Source organism: Desulfitobacterium sp. (assembly GCF_035539115.1).
Lineage (GTDB): Bacteria > Bacillota > Desulfitobacteriia > Desulfitobacteriales > Desulfitobacteriaceae > Desulfitobacterium_A.
In genome coordinates this window covers 1-16,324 of the sequence record NZ_DATLJA010000013.1, presented here as the reverse complement: position 1 = coordinate 16,324, position 16,324 = coordinate 1, and the positions used below count along the sequence as shown (strand labels likewise).

The window sequence follows — 16,324 nt, the reverse complement described above, 5'->3', positions numbered from 1 at the left end:
AATATTTGGGGAGGGATAGGAATGCCTGGTAAATTTCAATGGTGCAAATTTTCGGATGTAGACCTGAATGATCCCTTTTTTTATTCTTTGAAAAATGATTATTCGGAATTCCCGAACTGGTTCGCGAAGAAAGGTACTGCAGGCGAAAATGCCAAATGGGCGATATAAATGTGCAAAATGTTATTATCGATTAATCCTCAACACGTGGATAATATTTTAAACGGAAGTAAGAAATTTGAATTCCGAAAAGTCCGATGCAAAGCAGATGTAGATAAAATTGTTATATATGCCACTTCCCCAGTTAGGCGTATTGTCGGCGAGGCTGACATAATGGAAGTAATCGAAGATGCAGTAGATAAAGTATGGGAAATGACTGCTGAGCTAGCAGGAATCTGTCGAGTGTTTTATGACCAATATTACCAAGGAAAAGAGAAGGCAGTTGCTTATCGACTAGGTAAGGTAAAAAAATATAAAAACCCGCTCTTCTTATCAGATTTTGGGTTAAACTATGCGCCTCAATCATTCGTCTATCTGTAATCGTCATATTATATAAATCAGTGGTTACCTGTTAGCCTTGAAGATTCGATTGTAACTGTGTTACTGTAGGACTGGAATTCACGGAAATAGACGAAAGCGGCAAGCTTAAGGAGAAGCTTTTTTCCTGCAACCTGGATACTGAAACCTGGGAGATTAGCGAAATAAAGACGGGAAAGGCCAAGGTCGATCATGAATTCCTTATCAAGGAATTTAGCGTAAATTTGGATCCAACTTTAAAAGAAAAATTCAAGACACGTTTAAGAAAGCCAAAGAACACGGCAAAGATGAAATCATCGAAGGATGCTCCAAAAGTTGCAACGCTTAAAATAGGGCGCAATGATCCCTGCCCATGCGGCAGCGGCAAGAAATATAAAAAATGTTGCGGAATCACGGCAGTATGAAGAACCTGCATACTTCGGCCGGTCACGCAAAAAAAAGGAAAGGGAGAGGATTAAAGACAGTGGCATCTTACCAAAAATATGGGATCAATCCGTTGCTGATCCATATCTTGACAGGAAAAGAGATTACGGAAATTCTGGCAAACCCATCCGTATCCAGCTTACCCGGAAACTATGCCCATAAGATCGCTCAAACAATGGACGAAGCAATTGAGCCAAAACCGAAAAACATATATAGCCTGACATGCCGAAATTGTGGCCGTAAGGGTAAATATGATTTAGGCAAGATCGTTGTGGATCCGGAAAAGTACCGCGACGATTCTTCTGAGCAAAATAGCGACACCGATAAAATGACTTCTAATCTGGAAGGTTTTCAGTTTACTGGTTATTTTCGCTGCCATCATTGTAATTCCGCCGGTGAATGGCTTATTCCTAGTTACACAAAAACGATGCTCCAAGTGGCAGTTATGAGCGAAGTTTTAAGTAGTAAAGTCGGTTTCGATGGAGATAGAATTGCATTTGGCAAGTTAACTTCGGCAGATGGACAAGCATTTTCTTTGATGACGGATTTGGAAGAACATTATTTGAGTATTTTACAACGGGAACCGGAAAATGCCTGGCTTTGGAACAGGCTTGGAAATGCTTATTATCAAGGTGGCCGGCCGGATTTGGCTGTGGTCGCTTACGAAGAGTCTTTGAAATATGACCCCGGGCAGATGGAATCTCATTATTCCTTTGGCCGGATTCTTTTTGAACACGGTGAAACGGAAGCCGCGACCTCCCAATTGCGCCAGATGCTGCTCACAGCGGGGGATTATCACCGGATTGAACCGTTAGTGTTGCGCGATATTCTAGCGGGAGGGCTTTACATTTTACTGGATATCCTGGATGATATGGAGAAATTTATAAATTTCCTTCCTAAAGCTACTGATTTTGCTACTTACAGAGCACAAACTGATAATAATAAGGAGAAATCCGATTATTTAAGCCTATTGGATATTGATCTTGATTTATCTGATTTCGCAGGGATTTACCCGCTAGCCGAAATGTATATGGGACAACGGCAGAAAGAATTGCCTATGGAGGAGCAAACTTTAAGTTTACCAAGGCTAGACGCCAACCAGGTTGTACGCCCCCAAAAGAAGAAACCTCCTAAAAAGAAAGGAAAAAGAAAGCGACATATAATATAGGATTAATGGACAGCGAAATCCTTATCATACTTCGATAAGGAATTTTTGAGCATGATATGTTATAATATGGAAAGGTTGAGCATGTATAACTTTTTCGCTTTTACTCCAATCTTCTGTAATGGGAGTGTTTTTATGGCTGATTCACTTGAATTAGATCCTGCTCATATCGAAACTATTATAGAGACTTTAAATAATTTAATTGATCCTTGGATCATTATTCTGTTTGGTTCTTATGCAAAAGGAAGAGCACTTGAAGAGAGTGATGTTGATATTGCTTTTTTAACCGATCAGAAAGTGGAGGAGTATCAGTCATTTTGTATTGCTCAAAAATTGGCTGAATCAATTGGAAAGAGCGTCGATTGTGTCAATTTACACTCAGCGAGTACTGTTTTTCAGGTGCAAGTTATTGGACATGGAACAGTGCTTTACTGTAAGGATGAGACCCGTAGAAAGTATTATTTTCTGCGCACTTTTAAGGAGTATGCCTTATTGAATGAGGAACGAGCACCCATCTTAAAACGAATTAAAGAGAGGGGAACAATCTATGGGGGATGATGTAGTTTATAATAAATGCGCTATAATCGAGCGTTGTATTCAGCGAATCAATGAAGAATATGAGAATGATTATCATAACCTTGAGAATTTTACTAAGCAAGACTCCATCATTTTAAACATTCAAAGAGGCTGTGAGGCAGCCATTGATCTAGCCATGCATATCGTTGCTGAAAATAAATGGGGTATTCCCCAAACTAGCCGTGACGCTTTTGATATTCTTTGCCAAGAGAAGTGCATAGACGAATCTTTAGCTAAATCCTTGAAATCGATGGTGGGCTTTCGGAATATTGCAGTCCATAACTACCAAACACTTAATCTGAAAATAGTGAGTCAAGTTATTGAACAACATCTAGATGACTTGAAGAAGTTCAGCAGAATTATGCTTCAAAAATTCTAACTTGATGTCGGCTATCCAGATAATTTCATTTTTCTAATTATGGGTAAGGTTATCGATTGAGCCGACAGTAGTCGGCTCTTTTTGCACCCAGCCGATTGGAATGTCTTGTGGGTATGAGCTCAGACTTCTGCCTCCTACCTAGAATGTGATACAATAACTTTATATGCAAAGATGAAGTTAATGAGGTTTGGAGTTGATTCTATGCCTTTTATTCAGATGGTTGAATGCTATAAGAGATATAAAATGGGTAACACGATTATTGTGGCTAATAATGGAATCAATTTTGAAATTGAAAAGGGCGAATTTGTGGTCATTGTCGGCCCTTCGGGCGCCGGCAAGTCGACAGTGCTCAATATTCTGGGAGGTATGGACACCTGCAACGAGGGCCAGGTGCTGATCGACGGCAAGGATATCGCCAAATACACAGACAGAGAGCTGACAACATACAGGCGGCTGGACATTGGTTTTGTGTTCCAGTTTTATAACTTGGTGCCCAATCTGACGGCTTTGGAAAATGTGGAGCTGTCGGCGCAAATTGTACCCAACGCCAAGAATGCCCAGTCGGTTTTGGAAAGCGTAGGCCTGGGTGACCGCCTGGACAACTTTCCAGCCCAGCTTTCCGGGGGCGAGCAGCAGCGAGTGGCCATTGCCCGTGCACTGGCCAAAAATCCGAAAATGCTGCTGGCTGACGAGCCGACAGGTGCGCTGGATTACAAGACCGGCAAAGCGATTCTAAAGCTTTTACAAAATACATGTCAGGACACTGGAACAACCGTCATTGTGATTACCCATAATCAGGCGATTACGCCGATCGCCAACCGGGTGATTGAGATCAACGACGCCAGGGTCAGAAAAATGCAGATCAATGAACATCCTGTTTCCATCGATGTTATTGAATGGTAGGCGGTATTGACCATGCATAAAAAAGCGTTAAATAAAGACATCCTTAAGGAATTTACAAAATCGATCACCCGCTTCCTGTCGATCATGTTGATGATCGCCTTGGGTTCATTTGTCTTTGTCGGGCTATTTGTGACAGGCCCGACCATGCGCAACACGTTACTCACTTACGCGGATAAGAACAATCTTGAAGATCTGATAGTGACATCTCCGCTGGGTTTGGCCATGGAAGACGAACAGATTCTCAATTCTGTTCCGGGAGTTGAAATTCTAGATTATAGCTACCGTACCGATTTGATGCAGCGAGGTTCAGACACCATTGTCCGCGCCGAGTCTTTAGGGAAACTGCCGGGCTATGAAATCCTCGAGGGCAGGCTGCCCGCGGGGGCGGACGAGCTGGCTCTGGACGGAAAAATGAGGGGAAAGGGCTATAAAATCGGCGACCACATCTCGTTTAACCCTGACAAAGTGCAGGGCAGCTATGCCCTGAAAAATTACGATTTTGTCATTGTCGGTTTTGTGAACTCGCCCGAATACCTGATGCCGACGGATAAGGGCTCCTCTTCCATCGGCGATGGAGTTGTGAACTGCTTCGGTGTGATCGCGAAAGAGAATTTCATCATGAAAAATGTCAGTCTGGCGAGACTGACATTCAGTGATGTCCAAGGCCTCAACAGCTATTCGACCGAGTACAAGGACAAGATGAAGGCGCACAGTAACGCAGTGGAACAGGCTTTGGCTAACAGGCCAGAAATTCGGCTTGAACAGTACCGCAAGGAAGGAACTGCTGACATTTCCACAGCGCAGGGGAAGATCAACGACGCGGAACAACAACTGAGCGATGCGAAAAAAGAGCTGGATGACGCAAGAGTTGAACTGGACAAAGGCTGGGCTGTTTACTGGAATTTGCAGGCGCAAAATACCTCTGGACAGGAAGTGCTGGCTTCAAAGGCAAGACTTGGCGACTATGCTAAGCTTGCCGAGGCCAAGGTGCAGCTTGCGGACGGTCAAAAACAACTCGCTGATGCTCAGAAAAAGATCGACGCCAGCAGAACGGAGCTTGACGCAAAGACGACCGAGCTTCAGGATGGGCTGGATAAGATCCAGCAAGGGATGAGCCAGATCAACGCTGGCTTGGCAGAGATTGAGGCTAGTCTGCCCCAGCTTACGACAGGGCTGTCTCAGGTCGAGACGGGTCTGCAGCAAACCGATGCAGGCCTTGCGTCCCTTGCTGATAGCATCACATTGATTGACAGCCAGCTGGCGGATGTCAATAAGAGCCTGGCTGCTAACGCCCAAAATACGCAACTGTTGCAAACAAAAGCGGAGCTTGAACAGAAGAGAGCCGATCTTGTGGCTCAAAAAACAGCTTTGGAAGCTAAAAAAGCATCGCTGCAGGTCCAGCGGACAGATCTGCAGAACAAACAGGCTGAGGCTGTGAGCAAAAAGAAGGAGCTTCAGGCACAGTACACCGCCCTAGTCGCCCAAAGGCAGACAACGCTTGACTCCTCTTCCTTGCTGACTGACGCGCGAGACAAGCTGAACAACAGTCAGCAGACGCTAGATAAGCAGAGGACCGATTTTAACGCTAAAAAAGCAGACTATGAGGCCGCTCTGCAGTCGATGCATCAGAAGCTCCTTAATGGCGAAGCTGACTATGAGCAAGGGCGGAGTGCCTATCTTGACAAGCTGCCCGCTGCCCAGCAAGAGATCGAGCAGGGTAAGACAGATCTCAATAAAGCAAAAAATGATCTCGCTCGGCTCAAGGTGCCTGACTATACCATCAATGATCGGTACAAGGATAAGGGCTTTTACCAGTATATCCAGAATTCCGAGAGCATGGATCTACTGTCCCTTTTCTTCTCAGTGTTCTTTTTCTTGATTGCCCTGTTAGTTTCACTGACGACAATGATGCGCATGGTGGACGAGCAGCGACTGCAGATCGGCACACTGAAAGCGCTTGGCTATTCGAACCGGGACGTCATCAAGAAATATCTGGCCTACGGAAGCCTAGCCAGCCTGATCGGAAGTTTGATCGGCATCGTCGCGGGGCAGAAAATACTGATGCCGGTCATTTTCAACGCCTATTCCTCAAATTTTCTCTTTAAACAGGGGATCCCACTGCTTTCGCCGATCTTCAGTGTGATTGCCGTCCTGATTAGCTTGTTATGCACAGGGTTTGTCGCCTTTCTGACCACCCGGGAATCGCTGAAGGACAATGTCGCGGAACTGCTCAGGCCCAAGGCGCCGAAGAGCGGAAACCGCATCCTGCTAGAGCGTTTCACCCCGCTGTGGCGGCGTCTGTCCTTCAATTACAAGGTCACAGCCCGGAATATCTTCCGCTATAAAAAGCGGATGCTGATGACGATTCTCGGGGTGGCTGGGTGCACCGCGCTGATCTTCATGGGCTTCGGAATCCGCGATTCGGTCGGTTCGCTTTTTGTCAAGCAGTACGGCGAGATTTTGCGCTATGACTCCATTATGATCTTTGACGAGAATGCCGCAAAGGAAGACCTGCAGGCGTTGAGCGATGGGTTGGGGAGCGACAGTCGTATTGCCAAAGTTTATCCGGCCCGGTTTGAACAAGGCGTCGTTCAGATACCCGGGAAGCTTAACCAAACAGTTGCTGTCGTCGTGCCCGAGGATGCGGCGGCCTTCCAGACGATCAACCAGTTACGGGAGCGCAAAAGCCAAAAGCCCATCACTCTGAGGGATGGCGCGGTCATCTCCGAGAAGATCGCCATGCTTCTCGGGCTGGGCGTGGGCGACACGCTTGAGTTCAAGGACAATGACGGCACGTTCAAAACCATTGAAATCGCAGGGATCACGGAGAACTATGCCGGCCACTATTTCTACATGTCTCCAAGCTATTATGAAAAAATCTTCGGCAAAACGTACCACACGAATAGCGATTATATTTCGCTCCAGGACCACAGCGCTGAAAGTGTCAGCTCTTTTTCCAAAAGCATGCTGGAGAAAGACGTTGTGCTGAGAATGGTGAATACCAATGTCGCCAGTGATTTGATCGGGGATCTGACCAAATCCTTAAACATCGTGGTGCTGGTCATTGTTCTGGCCTCTTCGCTGCTGGCTATTGTCGTGTTGTATAACCTCACCAATATTAACGTCTCCGAGAGGATACGCGAATTGTCTACCATTAAGGTGCTGGGCTTTTATCCCCGCGAGGTGACAGCCTATGTTTACCGCGAAACGATGATTCTTACGACTATCGGAATTTTTATCGGCTACATTTTCGGGTTACTCCTGCACAGCTTCATCGTTACTACGATGGCGCCTCCGAATGTGCTGTTGGACCCGGCAGTTAAGCCGGCCAGCTATATTTTGGCCGCGGCCTTTACCTTCGCCTTTTCCTTTGTCGTCATGCTGATTACGCACCGACGGCTCAATCGCATTGACATGGTGGAAGCATTGAAGGCGGTTGAATGAGAATTCCGGTTAATAATGTAGAATAAATATTTAATGCGTTGGTTGAGAAGAACGAAAGTTTTCTTGCCAACGCATTTGTCATGATATAATGTGTGACTTTAAGCGAGACTGTTTTAATGACATCTAAGCCTTAGTGGGGAAGTTAGAGAGTATCTACACCAATTTGTCGCTATACAATCTATTTTAAAAGGATTATTATAAGTGACAGTTGAATGAAGACAGCGCTAAATTCTACGGGAGCGGGGGAACCATGTCCGGGCAATCGATTAACCCCGAAATGGGGTTTTTCTTTTTTGTTGCGCTATAGTCTTATTGAAGGGATGAAATAATGGACAAGGTATTAAATAGGTACAAGGAACGGCCCTTAACCTTAGCCGGGATGCTCGTAGCAATCGGTGTTGTTTATGGTGATATTGGGACATCGCCATTATATGTTATGAAGGCATTAGTTGAAGGCAACGGGGGATTGGAATCAATTTCCAAGGAGTTTATCTACGGTTCTCTTTCCCTTATTTTCTGGACGCTTACCTTACTTACCACTATTAAGTACGTTCTGATTGCACTCAGAGCCGATAATCATGGGGAAGGTGGCATCTTTGCTCTGTACTCACTGATTCGGAAGATGGGTACCTGGCTGATTGTTCCAGCGATGATTGGGGGAGCAACACTTTTAGCAGACGGTGTTTTAACTCCGGCTGTTACTGTCACAACTGCTGTGGAAGGATTAAATGGGATTCCGGCCTATGTGAATAGCTTTGGATCAAGCCAATCCACTGTTATTTTGATTACCATTATTATTCTTTGTGTCCTGTTCCTTATCCAACGAACGGGGACTGAGATCATAGGACGATTATTTGGACCCATTATGGTTTTATGGTTTATCATGTTAGGGTTTCTAGGTGTTGTACATATTTCCGGAAACCTGGATATCTTAAAATCATTTTCTCCCTACTATGGAATTAAACTGTTGTTTAGTGAAGAAAATAAAGCCGGATTTGCGATCTTGGGCAGTGTATTCTTGGCTACAACAGGTGCAGAAGCGTTGTATTCGGATTTAGGACATGTAGGGCGAAGAAATATTTACGGAACTTGGTCATTTGTTAAAATTTGCTTGTTGCTCAACTATTTTGGTCAAGGGGCTTGGTTATTACAGGTCAAAGACAATCAGGGACTGCAAAATATGATGGGTTTTAATCCATTTTTTGAACTGATGCCCGCAAATTTTCGTATTATTGGTGTTGTCTTTGCGACTTTAGCCGCGATCATTGCTTCCCAAGCCTTAATTTCTGGGTCCTATACACTCGTTTCCGAAGCCATTAAATTAGATTTATTACCGAGATTAAAAATCTACTATCCCGCTATGTCAAAAGGCCAAATGTACATTCCAGTCGTCAATATCCTCTTAATGTTTTCTTGTATCGGAGTGGTTCTATTCTTTCAAACATCTGCACATATGGAATCTGCTTATGGGTTAGCTATTACAATTACGATGCTGATGACCACAATTTTGTTGTTCAATTACCTTCTTCAAAATAAAGTATCCAGGGTACTCTCATTCCTCATGGTTATCATTTTTGGAACCTTGGAAACTGCTTTTTTCATTTCGAGTGCTGCAAAATTTCTGCATGGTGGATTTGTAACTGTGATTATTGCTTCTCTCATTTTAATAATGATGATTTTATGGTTAAAAGCTACTTATCTTGAACAAACCGTGACGAAAGAAGTTTCAGTGAAAGATTATATTTCTAAGCTTGGAAAGCTGAGAAGGGATGGACGTATTCCGGTATATGCTACGAATTTGGTTTATCTAACCAGCAAATCAAAACCGGGAAATGTAAACAATGAAATCATTTATTCAATTTTAGATAAGCGGCCGAAAAGAGCGGAAGTTTATTGGTTCGTAAATGTACAGGTAACAGATGAACCTAGGACAATGGCCTATACCGTTGAAAGTTTTGGAACCGATTATGTTTTCAAAGTTCAACTGCTCTTAGGATTTAGGGTTGAGCAAAAAGTGAGTACGTATTTAAGACAAGTTGTCACAGATCTGATGGAGTCCAACGAAATAAAAAAACAACCCCAATTGTATTCTACCAATGCAGTAAATAGTAACGTTGGGGATTTCTGCTTCGTTTTAGTCCGTGAAGAACTGGCTAATGATACCAACCTTCCTTTATATGAACGATTTATCATGCAATTTAAACTCGGCATAAAGAAAATTACGGTTTCTCCTGTGAGATGGTTTGGACTCGAACATACGGATGTTAAAATTGAACACGTTCCATTACGTTTAGGAACCAGCAGGCAAATCAAACTCAAGAGAGAACCCCTCAAAGACCAAAATTCGATTTGATCTTCAAAATCGAAGATTTCTCACCAACGCATTTTGCTTAAAAGCGAATTGCGGATTATGGTATTGGCTGACGAAGTAAGAATACCAATGCTGAAAAGAGTTTCAAATTGGATATTTTTATATGGAGGCGAGTAAATGAATAAAACGATATGTCAAATAGTTGACTCTTCAGGGAGCCTACCGCGAGACTTCATCAAACAGTACAACATCAGCGAGGTTCCATTCTACTTCAAATTTGATATCACAAATTATTACCGAGAGAATATTGATTATGAAATAACTGAGTTTTATAAACATATGGAAAAACATCCTGACGACGTTCTCAAAACATCAGCTCCCAATATTCATGACTGGTTGACCGTGTTTGAGGAGCAGTATGCCAGAGGTGCTAAAAAGTATATTGTGACGACTATTTCTTCTAAACTATCTTCTAGCTTTCAAACGGCTATTTCTGCAAAGAAAATTTTTGAAGAGAAAAATAATGATGCCCACATTGAAGTGATTAGTTCAAATACTTGTGCTTGTGGGCAGGCTGCATTGGAAATTGGGATCGCTAAATTGATTGATAGTGATAGAGACTTTGGGGATATTGTTGAGACGATACATAAGATGGTTACGAAAATAAGCACGCTTTTTGTGGTTAACAGCATGACGTATATGAAGGCTGGAGGCAGAATCGGAGGAGCTACTGCCTTCCTGGGAAAACTAATCAACATTAAGCCAGTATGTGAGTTTAGGGAAGGCGTAGTACATCCCATCAAAGCCATTCGAGGAAGAACAAAATCGCTTAAAACCATGATAGATGTCGCAGTTTCAAGGATTATTGATATTAATAAAATGATAATCATTATCCAAAATGCAGAATTCCAGGAAGATGTGGACTATATGTGCAATTATCTAAGAAATAAAACAAATTATAGTGGTCAAATATTTAAAAGCAATCTAGGGATTATAGTAGGAGCACATTCAGGTCCGGGCGCAATAGGTATCGGTTTTGTTGAGCATCCATGATCTGCCCCGCTTTTAATAACACCGGGATAAGGTTGAGTAGGGAAAGGATTTACAGAGTAAAATTTTCGGGTTAGGTTGACAAATATTCTTGAATCAACTAGACTATCTTAGTAAAGCAAAACTCCTTTACGGGTGGTTTTAAAAATGGAACGTTTTGCAGAGATGGCGTTACTCGCTGATTTCTATGGCCCGCTTCTGACCGAAAAGCAGCGGAATGTTTGGGATCTTCACTATGAACAGGACTTATCCCTCGTGGAAATCGCAACAGCTGAGAAAATTAGCCGTCAAGCCGTTTATGATCTACTCAAGCGAACAGAAAAAATCTTAAGTGAATATGAAGCTAAACTTGGCTTGATTCATCGTTTTTTGTTAGAACAAGAAAAGTTAATCGAAGTTAAGAAGCAATTGCAGGTGTACACTGAGGCGGATTTTACGAATTTGGAGGCTTGGGAACGCCATCAAATGATTCGTGGACAGATCAATGATGTAAGTAATGATATGGAATCCTCCTAGAAAGCGGGAACAATCATGTTTCAAGGCCTAAGTGACAAACTTCAAGAAACCTTTAAACGCTTAAAAGGAAAAGGCAAGCTCACGGAAGATGATGTTAGCGAGGCTATGCGCGAAGTGCGAATGGCTTTACTTGAAGCAGACGTGAACTATAAAGTAGTCAAAGAGTTCGTGGCCAAGGTCAAGGAACGATCGATTGGGCAGGAAGTTATGGAATCCTTATCTCCGGCTCAACAGGTTATTAAGATCGTTAATGAAGAAATGGTGACCCTCATGGGCGGCGTTTCCAGCAAAATTAATATTTCCTCCAAACCACCGACGGTAATTTTGTTAGTTGGTTTGCAAGGCGCGGGTAAGACCACGCATGCGGCGAAGCTAGCTACCCTGCTTAAGAAACAAGGGAAACACCCGTTGATGGTAGCTTGTGATATTTATCGACCTGCAGCCATCAAGCAACTCCAAGTTTTGGGAGAACAGATTGATGTCCCGGTTTTCTCGCTAGGCGGGGAAAATCCGGTGAAAATTGCTCAGGAAAGTATTCGGCAGGCGAATAGTCAAGGTCAAGATGTTGTGATTATTGATACTGCCGGACGACTGCACATTAACGAAGAGCTTATGGGCGAGCTGCGAGACATTAAATCGACAGTTAAACCTCATGAAATTTTGCTCGTTGTTGATGCCATGACTGGACAAGATGCGGTGAATGTCGCGGAGAGTTTCCATAAGGAGCTTGGCGTCGATGGCGTTATTCTGACGAAGCTCGATGGCGATACACGTGGTGGAGCTGCCCTTTCGGTGAAAGCCGTGACTGGTTGTCCGATTAAGTTCGCCGGTATCGGGGAGAAAATGGATGCTCTCGAGCCCTTCTATCCTGAACGTATGGCTTCGCGAATTTTGGGTATGGGAGATGTCCTTACTCTGATCGAAAAAGCCCAAGCGACTTTTGATGATAAAACAACCAAGGAAATGGAGCAAAAACTGCGCAAGCAGGAATTCACGCTCGATGATTTTCTTGACCAGATGCAGCAGCTTAAGAAAATGGGTCCCTTGTCCTCTATTCTCGAAATGATTCCGGGAGTGGGAAAACAGCTTAAAGACGTGCAGATCGATGAAAAGGATACGGCTCACGTCGAAGCAATTATTCGTTCCATGACTACGGAGGAACGTCGCAAACCGGTAATCATTAAGGACTCTCGTAAACGGAGAATCGCCAAGGGTAGCGGCACGAGTATTCAAGAAGTGGGTCGTTTGATTAAGCAGTTCGAGCAGACGCAAAAAATGATGAAGCAATTTTCGGGCGGCGCACCTGGGATGGGAATGCTTGGTGGCAAAGGGAAAAAGGGAAAAAAGGGCAAAAGGCCCGGTTTCAAGTTTCCTTTCGGCTAAGTTCCAAGTCCCAAGTCTCAAGGCCCAAGGCGAAGACGCTTTTTTCTCCCCCTAATCCATCTTGGCCTAAGCGTCAAGAAGGGCTAGACTCGGGAGTTGTAAAGATTTAGAAGATGAAATTATTGAGAACCCTGTTGAGGAGGTGAATATCATGGCAACTAAAATTCGTTTACGCCGTTTGGGCGCTAAAAAGAATCCGTTCTATCGTTTAGTCGTAGCTGATTCTAGCGCTCCCCGTGACGGTCGTTTCATCGAAGAAATTGGCTATTATGATCCGACGAAGAATCCGGAAGTCCTGAAAATTGATGAGGAGAAAGTCCTCCAATGGCTGGCGACTGGCGCTCAACCTTCGGATACGGCTAAATCTTTGCTTCGTAAAGCTGGCATTCTGGCTAAATTCCACGAATCTAAAAAATAAGTGGATGGTTGGGGGTGGTTCCTGTGAAGGAACTTGTAGAAGTCCTCGCGAAGGCTTTAGTAGATCATCCTGATCAAGTGCAGGTAGCTCAAACTGATTCTGAGAAATCTGTTCATTTGCAGTTGACTGTTGCTCCCGAAGATATGGGCAAGGTTATTGGCAAACAGGGTAAAATTGCTAATGCCATTCGTACGATTGTAAAAGCAGCTGCAGTAAAAGATGGACGACGAGTCCATGTAGACATTGATCAGTAACGTTAATAAGGGCTTAAAGCCCTTTTTAACGTTATTAATCGTTATTGATCGTTATTGATCGTTCAGCATAGAGTTCTTTTAGGGAAGGAGGGTCTTTCTGAATGAATGAGGTTCTGATCGGAGAAGTGATTAAACCGCATGGTGTCCAAGGTGAACTTAAAGTTTACCCGATTACCAGCAACCCGCAGCGGTTCAAGAGTCTGGAAAAGGTCATTCTCGAACAAGCCGGAGTGATTCGAACTTTCAAAGTACTCAAAGCTCGCGTCCAGCAGGACGAGGTCTATTTGACTTTGGAAGGAATTGAGACCCGAGAGGAAGCGGAGAAACTTCGCGGGGTAGCCGTGAAGATCGATCGAACCGATGTACCTCCTCTGAAGGAAGGATGGTACTACTTCGAATTAGAAGGAATGCAGGTGTTTGAAGGAGAAGTTTGCCTTGGGGTCTTAACTCAGGTTATCGAGACAGGCTCTAATGATGTTTATCTCGTCAAAGGGGAAAAAGGAGAAATCTGTGTTCCTGCTCTGAAGAGTGTCGTTAAAAAGGTTGATGTTCCTGGGCGAAGAATGGAAGTAGAGTTACCTCTCGGTCTCCTGGAGGATGATTCTCTATGATCAAATTTACGGTTCTTACGTTATTCCCGGAAATGTTTGCGCCGGTACAGGAAAGCATCTTGAAGAGAGCACAAGCGAATGAGCTGATCAACATCGAGCTGATTGATTTCCGGGATTATGCGGTAAGTAAGCATAAAAATGTGGATGATGTCCCCTATGGAGGTGGAGCGGGGATGGTCCTTAAGCCAGAACCGCTCTATGCTGCTGTGCGTGATCTTCCATCGGCTCAAGGTCAACGTCGCATCATCCTATTAACTCCCCAGGGTCAGGTTTTTAACCAGGAACGGGCTAAAGACTGGAGTCACGCAGATGAGCTGGTTTTTCTTTGCGGGCATTATGAGGGGTTTGATGAGCGAATTCGTTATTTAGCAGACGAGGAGGTCTCCTTAGGGGATTTTGTTTTAACTGGGGGAGAACTTGCGGCGATGGTCATGATTGATGCGGTTGCCCGTCTCATTCCTGGTGTACTTGGTGAGAGGGCTTCCTCCGAGGAGGACTCGCATAGCGCGGGCCTGCTGGAGTATCCGCAATATACTCGCCCTCCAGTATTTGAGGAGATGGAAGTCCCTGAAGTACTGCTGTCCGGCCATCATGCTCGGATCGAATCTTGGCGGCGAAAAGAGTCCTTACGAAGGACTTTCTTGAAACGACCAGATCTTATCCGAAACATGGAGTTCTTGCCTGATGATTATCCGCTGCTTGAAGAACTGGCAAAAGAACATCCGGAAATCAAGGAAGAAAGGCTTCGGTGGGAGCATCTCAAGCCAAAGCCTAAACGAAATAGGAGGAAATAAAATGGGCGACGTGTATATCGCCTTGATCCATGCCCCGGTCTATAACAAGAACATGGAAACGATCGCAACCTCGATCACGAATTTAGACATCCATGATATAGCCCGGAGTGCGACAACGTTTGGGGCGCAACGCTATTATATTGTTCATCCGGCTGAAGCCCAGAGGGCTTTAGCTGGGCGGATTATGGGATATTGGCAGGAAGGCTTCGGGTCGGGGTATAATCAGAATCGCCAGGAGGCTTTTGCTCGGGTCAGTCTAGTCAGCGAATTGTCCGAAGTTGAAGCAGAAATCGCCCAGGAGCAGGGGCGGAGAGCTTTAAAAGTAGCGACAGATGCCCATCAAAATCCCAATACGATTAGTTATTCGGCACTCAGAAAACGAATTGAAGAAACCGAAGACCCGATCCTTCTATTGTTTGGAACAGGCTGGGGCTTGATTCATGAGGTATTGGAAAGTTGTGATCTGATACTGGATCCGGTGTATGGCCCAGGAGAATGGAATCATCTTTCCGTTCGATCAGCAGCCTCGATTATCCTTGATCGACTACGGGGACATTGATGAAATATGAGCTATTTTATATCATTAACACTTTAGAAATTGCTGGCAAGGTTATCTGCAGCTTATTATAGGTTGCAGGCTTGCAAACCATATGCTAAAATATACTCTGACGTATGATGGATGGTCCGCTCGCTGTTTAGAAGTCGTTTGAAGCGGCTCAGTGATGAACATCTAAGCAAGGAAGGGGGGAATTTTAATGGATTATATTCGCATGATTGAAGAAGAACAAATGAGAAAAGATCTTCCTACCTTCCGTCCAGGAGATACCGTACGTGTTCACGTCAAAGTGGTTGAAGGTACTCGGGAGCGTATTCAGGTTTTTGAGGGCTTAGTCATCAAAATGAAGGGTGGCGGGCTTCGCGAAACCTTCACAGTACGTCGGGTAACCTATGGCGTTGGTGTGGAAAGAACTTTCCCACTTCACTCTCCTCGAACTGATAAGATTGAGGTTGTTCGGCACGGTTTTGTGCGTCGCGCTAAATTGTATTATCTCCGTGAACTTTCTGGTAAAGCTGCACGGATTCGCGACCGTCGCTAGTTTAAGAAGGGCTGGATTCATCCAGTCCTTTTTAGTACTAACAGAAAGTATAAGTTTAGGGCAGATAGCATAAGTGCAACCAACGGCTTTCGTTCTCCTACGATGAATGCGTTTAAGTTCGGCAGGATAAGGCGACTAAGGCCACCGCTTTGGCGCTGACCAAGTCTTCTATATCGCTATGCTCGGCGAAAGCCGGGTTTTCTTTATTCGAATTTTCCCTTGGAAACTTGGCGCTAGCCAAGTTTCCTTTTTCCTGCGATGCAAGTATTTATGTCCGGCAGGATAAGGCAACTAGGGCAATCGTCTGCGCTAACGCTTGCCGCTGGCCAAGTTTTCTTTATCCTACGATGAATGCTATGCTATTCGGCAGGATAAGGCAACTAAGGCTTCTGCCTTCGCTATGCTTGGCACAAGCCAAGTTTTCTTTATCCTACGATGAATGCTATGCTATTCGGCAGGATAAGGC

19 protein-coding genes are annotated in these 16,324 nt (G+C 44.4%); 18 read left to right on the top strand and 1 reads right to left on the bottom strand.

Annotation, left to right across the window (positions count from 1 at the left end):
- Positions 1-21 precede the first annotated feature (21 nt).
- The 18 genes from VM640_RS02085 (at position 22) to rplS (ending at position 15,858) form a co-directional block, all read left to right on the top strand.
- Positions 22-168: a hypothetical protein gene (locus tag VM640_RS02085; RefSeq protein WP_325389420.1), complete on the top strand. Its 147-nt coding sequence runs from the start codon at positions 22-24 to the stop codon at positions 166-168.
- 9 nt (positions 169-177) lie between these two features.
- A complete protein-coding gene (locus tag VM640_RS02080; RefSeq protein ID WP_325389418.1) occupies positions 178-537 on the top strand; it encodes an ASCH domain-containing protein in 360 nt (119 codons plus the stop codon).
- Between the two features lie 284 nt (positions 538-821).
- The gene (locus VM640_RS02075; protein ID WP_414647875.1) at positions 822-938 is read left to right on the top strand and encodes an SEC-C metal-binding domain-containing protein; all 117 of its coding nucleotides are present in this window, start codon (positions 822-824) and stop codon (positions 936-938) included.
- A gap of 59 nt (positions 939-997) precedes the next feature.
- Complete coding sequence (locus VM640_RS02070; protein WP_325389417.1) at positions 998-2,125, top strand: tetratricopeptide repeat protein; 1,128 nt, start codon at positions 998-1,000, stop codon at positions 2,123-2,125.
- A 132-nt stretch (positions 2,126-2,257) separates the two neighbouring features.
- Complete coding sequence (mntA, locus tag VM640_RS02065) at positions 2,258-2,680, top strand: type VII toxin-antitoxin system MntA family adenylyltransferase antitoxin (RefSeq protein ID WP_325389415.1); 423 nt, start codon at positions 2,258-2,260, stop codon at positions 2,678-2,680.
- Positions 2,670-3,077, top strand: a complete 408-nt coding sequence (gene hepT, locus VM640_RS02060) for a type VII toxin-antitoxin system HepT family RNase toxin (RefSeq protein WP_325389413.1) — start codon at positions 2,670-2,672, stop codon at positions 3,075-3,077. Before mntA ends, hepT begins: the two co-directional genes overlap by 11 nt.
- Before the next feature lie 201 nt (positions 3,078-3,278).
- Positions 3,279-3,980: an ABC transporter ATP-binding protein gene (locus tag VM640_RS02055; protein ID WP_325389411.1), complete on the top strand. Its 702-nt coding sequence runs from the start codon at positions 3,279-3,281 to the stop codon at positions 3,978-3,980.
- Between the two features lie 12 nt (positions 3,981-3,992).
- Positions 3,993-7,424: an FtsX-like permease family protein gene (locus VM640_RS02050; RefSeq protein WP_325389409.1), complete on the top strand. Its 3,432-nt coding sequence runs from the start codon at positions 3,993-3,995 to the stop codon at positions 7,422-7,424.
- Positions 7,425-7,752: 328 nt separating this feature from the next.
- On the top strand, positions 7,753-9,777 hold the full coding sequence (locus tag VM640_RS02045; protein WP_325389407.1) for a KUP/HAK/KT family potassium transporter: 2,025 nt from the start codon (positions 7,753-7,755) through the stop codon (positions 9,775-9,777).
- Between the two features lie 135 nt (positions 9,778-9,912).
- Positions 9,913-10,788 carry a DegV family protein gene (locus VM640_RS02040; RefSeq protein ID WP_325389405.1) on the top strand — a complete coding sequence of 292 codons (876 nt, stop codon included), beginning with the start codon at positions 9,913-9,915 and terminating at the stop codon, positions 10,786-10,788.
- Between the two features lie 144 nt (positions 10,789-10,932).
- Positions 10,933-11,301, top strand: coding sequence for a YlxM family DNA-binding protein (gene ylxM / locus VM640_RS02035; RefSeq protein ID WP_325389403.1), 369 nt, complete (start codon positions 10,933-10,935; stop codon positions 11,299-11,301).
- Positions 11,302-11,316: 15 nt separating this feature from the next.
- On the top strand, positions 11,317-12,684 hold the full coding sequence (gene ffh, locus VM640_RS02030) for a signal recognition particle protein (protein ID WP_325389401.1): 1,368 nt from the start codon (positions 11,317-11,319) through the stop codon (positions 12,682-12,684).
- A 151-nt stretch (positions 12,685-12,835) separates the two neighbouring features.
- Positions 12,836-13,102 (top strand): 30S ribosomal protein S16, encoded by a 267-nt coding sequence (rpsP, locus tag VM640_RS02025; protein ID WP_325389399.1) that lies wholly within the window; start codon positions 12,836-12,838, stop codon positions 13,100-13,102.
- Positions 13,103-13,125: 23 nt separating this feature from the next.
- Positions 13,126-13,356, top strand: coding sequence for a KH domain-containing protein (locus tag VM640_RS02020; protein ID WP_325389397.1), 231 nt, complete (start codon positions 13,126-13,128; stop codon positions 13,354-13,356).
- A gap of 101 nt (positions 13,357-13,457) precedes the next feature.
- Positions 13,458-13,967, top strand: coding sequence for a ribosome maturation factor RimM (gene rimM, locus VM640_RS02015; protein ID WP_325389395.1), 510 nt, complete (start codon positions 13,458-13,460; stop codon positions 13,965-13,967).
- Complete coding sequence (gene trmD / locus VM640_RS02010; RefSeq protein ID WP_325389393.1) at positions 13,964-14,761, top strand: tRNA (guanosine(37)-N1)-methyltransferase TrmD; 798 nt, start codon at positions 13,964-13,966, stop codon at positions 14,759-14,761. The genes rimM and trmD overlap by 4 nt, the downstream gene beginning before the upstream one ends.
- Before the next feature lies 1 nt (position 14,762).
- The gene (locus VM640_RS02005; protein ID WP_325389391.1) at positions 14,763-15,320 is read left to right on the top strand and encodes an RNA methyltransferase; all 558 of its coding nucleotides are present in this window, start codon (positions 14,763-14,765) and stop codon (positions 15,318-15,320) included.
- Positions 15,321-15,516: 196 nt separating this feature from the next.
- The gene (gene rplS / locus VM640_RS02000; RefSeq protein WP_325389389.1) at positions 15,517-15,858 is read left to right on the top strand and encodes a 50S ribosomal protein L19; all 342 of its coding nucleotides are present in this window, start codon (positions 15,517-15,519) and stop codon (positions 15,856-15,858) included.
- 112 nt (positions 15,859-15,970) lie between these two features.
- Here rplS and VM640_RS01995 read toward each other — a convergent pair whose 3' ends face one another.
- Positions 15,971-16,099: a hypothetical protein gene (locus VM640_RS01995; protein WP_325389387.1), complete on the bottom strand. Its 129-nt coding sequence runs from the start codon at positions 16,097-16,099 to the stop codon at positions 15,971-15,973.
- Between the last annotated feature and the right edge of the window lie 225 nt (positions 16,100-16,324).

Excerpts from the sequence above, each read along its gene's own strand:
- VM640_RS02085 (WP_325389420.1), top strand. The coding sequence starts at position 22 with ATGCCTGGTAAATTTCAATGGTGCAAATTTTCGGATGTAGACCTGAAT.
- VM640_RS02080 (WP_325389418.1), top strand. The coding sequence starts at position 178 with ATGTTATTATCGATTAATCCTCAACACGTGGATAATATTTTAAACGGA.
- VM640_RS02075 (WP_414647875.1), top strand. The coding sequence starts at position 822 with ATGAAATCATCGAAGGATGCTCCAAAAGTTGCAACGCTTAAAATAGGG.
- mntA (WP_325389415.1), top strand. The coding sequence starts at position 2,258 with ATGGCTGATTCACTTGAATTAGATCCTGCTCATATCGAAACTATTATA.
- hepT (WP_325389413.1), top strand. The coding sequence starts at position 2,670 with ATGGGGGATGATGTAGTTTATAATAAATGCGCTATAATCGAGCGTTGT.
- VM640_RS02055 (WP_325389411.1), top strand. The coding sequence starts at position 3,279 with ATGCCTTTTATTCAGATGGTTGAATGCTATAAGAGATATAAAATGGGT.
- VM640_RS02050 (WP_325389409.1), top strand. The coding sequence starts at position 3,993 with ATGCATAAAAAAGCGTTAAATAAAGACATCCTTAAGGAATTTACAAAA.
- VM640_RS02045 (WP_325389407.1), top strand. The coding sequence starts at position 7,753 with ATGGACAAGGTATTAAATAGGTACAAGGAACGGCCCTTAACCTTAGCC.
- VM640_RS02040 (WP_325389405.1), top strand. The coding sequence starts at position 9,913 with ATGAATAAAACGATATGTCAAATAGTTGACTCTTCAGGGAGCCTACCG.
- ylxM (WP_325389403.1), top strand. The coding sequence starts at position 10,933 with ATGGAACGTTTTGCAGAGATGGCGTTACTCGCTGATTTCTATGGCCCG.
- ffh (WP_325389401.1), top strand. The coding sequence starts at position 11,317 with ATGTTTCAAGGCCTAAGTGACAAACTTCAAGAAACCTTTAAACGCTTA.
- rpsP (WP_325389399.1), top strand. The coding sequence starts at position 12,836 with ATGGCAACTAAAATTCGTTTACGCCGTTTGGGCGCTAAAAAGAATCCG.
- rimM (WP_325389395.1), top strand. The coding sequence starts at position 13,458 with ATGAATGAGGTTCTGATCGGAGAAGTGATTAAACCGCATGGTGTCCAA.
- trmD (WP_325389393.1), top strand. The coding sequence starts at position 13,964 with ATGATCAAATTTACGGTTCTTACGTTATTCCCGGAAATGTTTGCGCCG.
- VM640_RS02005 (WP_325389391.1), top strand. The coding sequence starts at position 14,763 with ATGGGCGACGTGTATATCGCCTTGATCCATGCCCCGGTCTATAACAAG.
- rplS (WP_325389389.1), top strand. The coding sequence starts at position 15,517 with ATGGATTATATTCGCATGATTGAAGAAGAACAAATGAGAAAAGATCTT.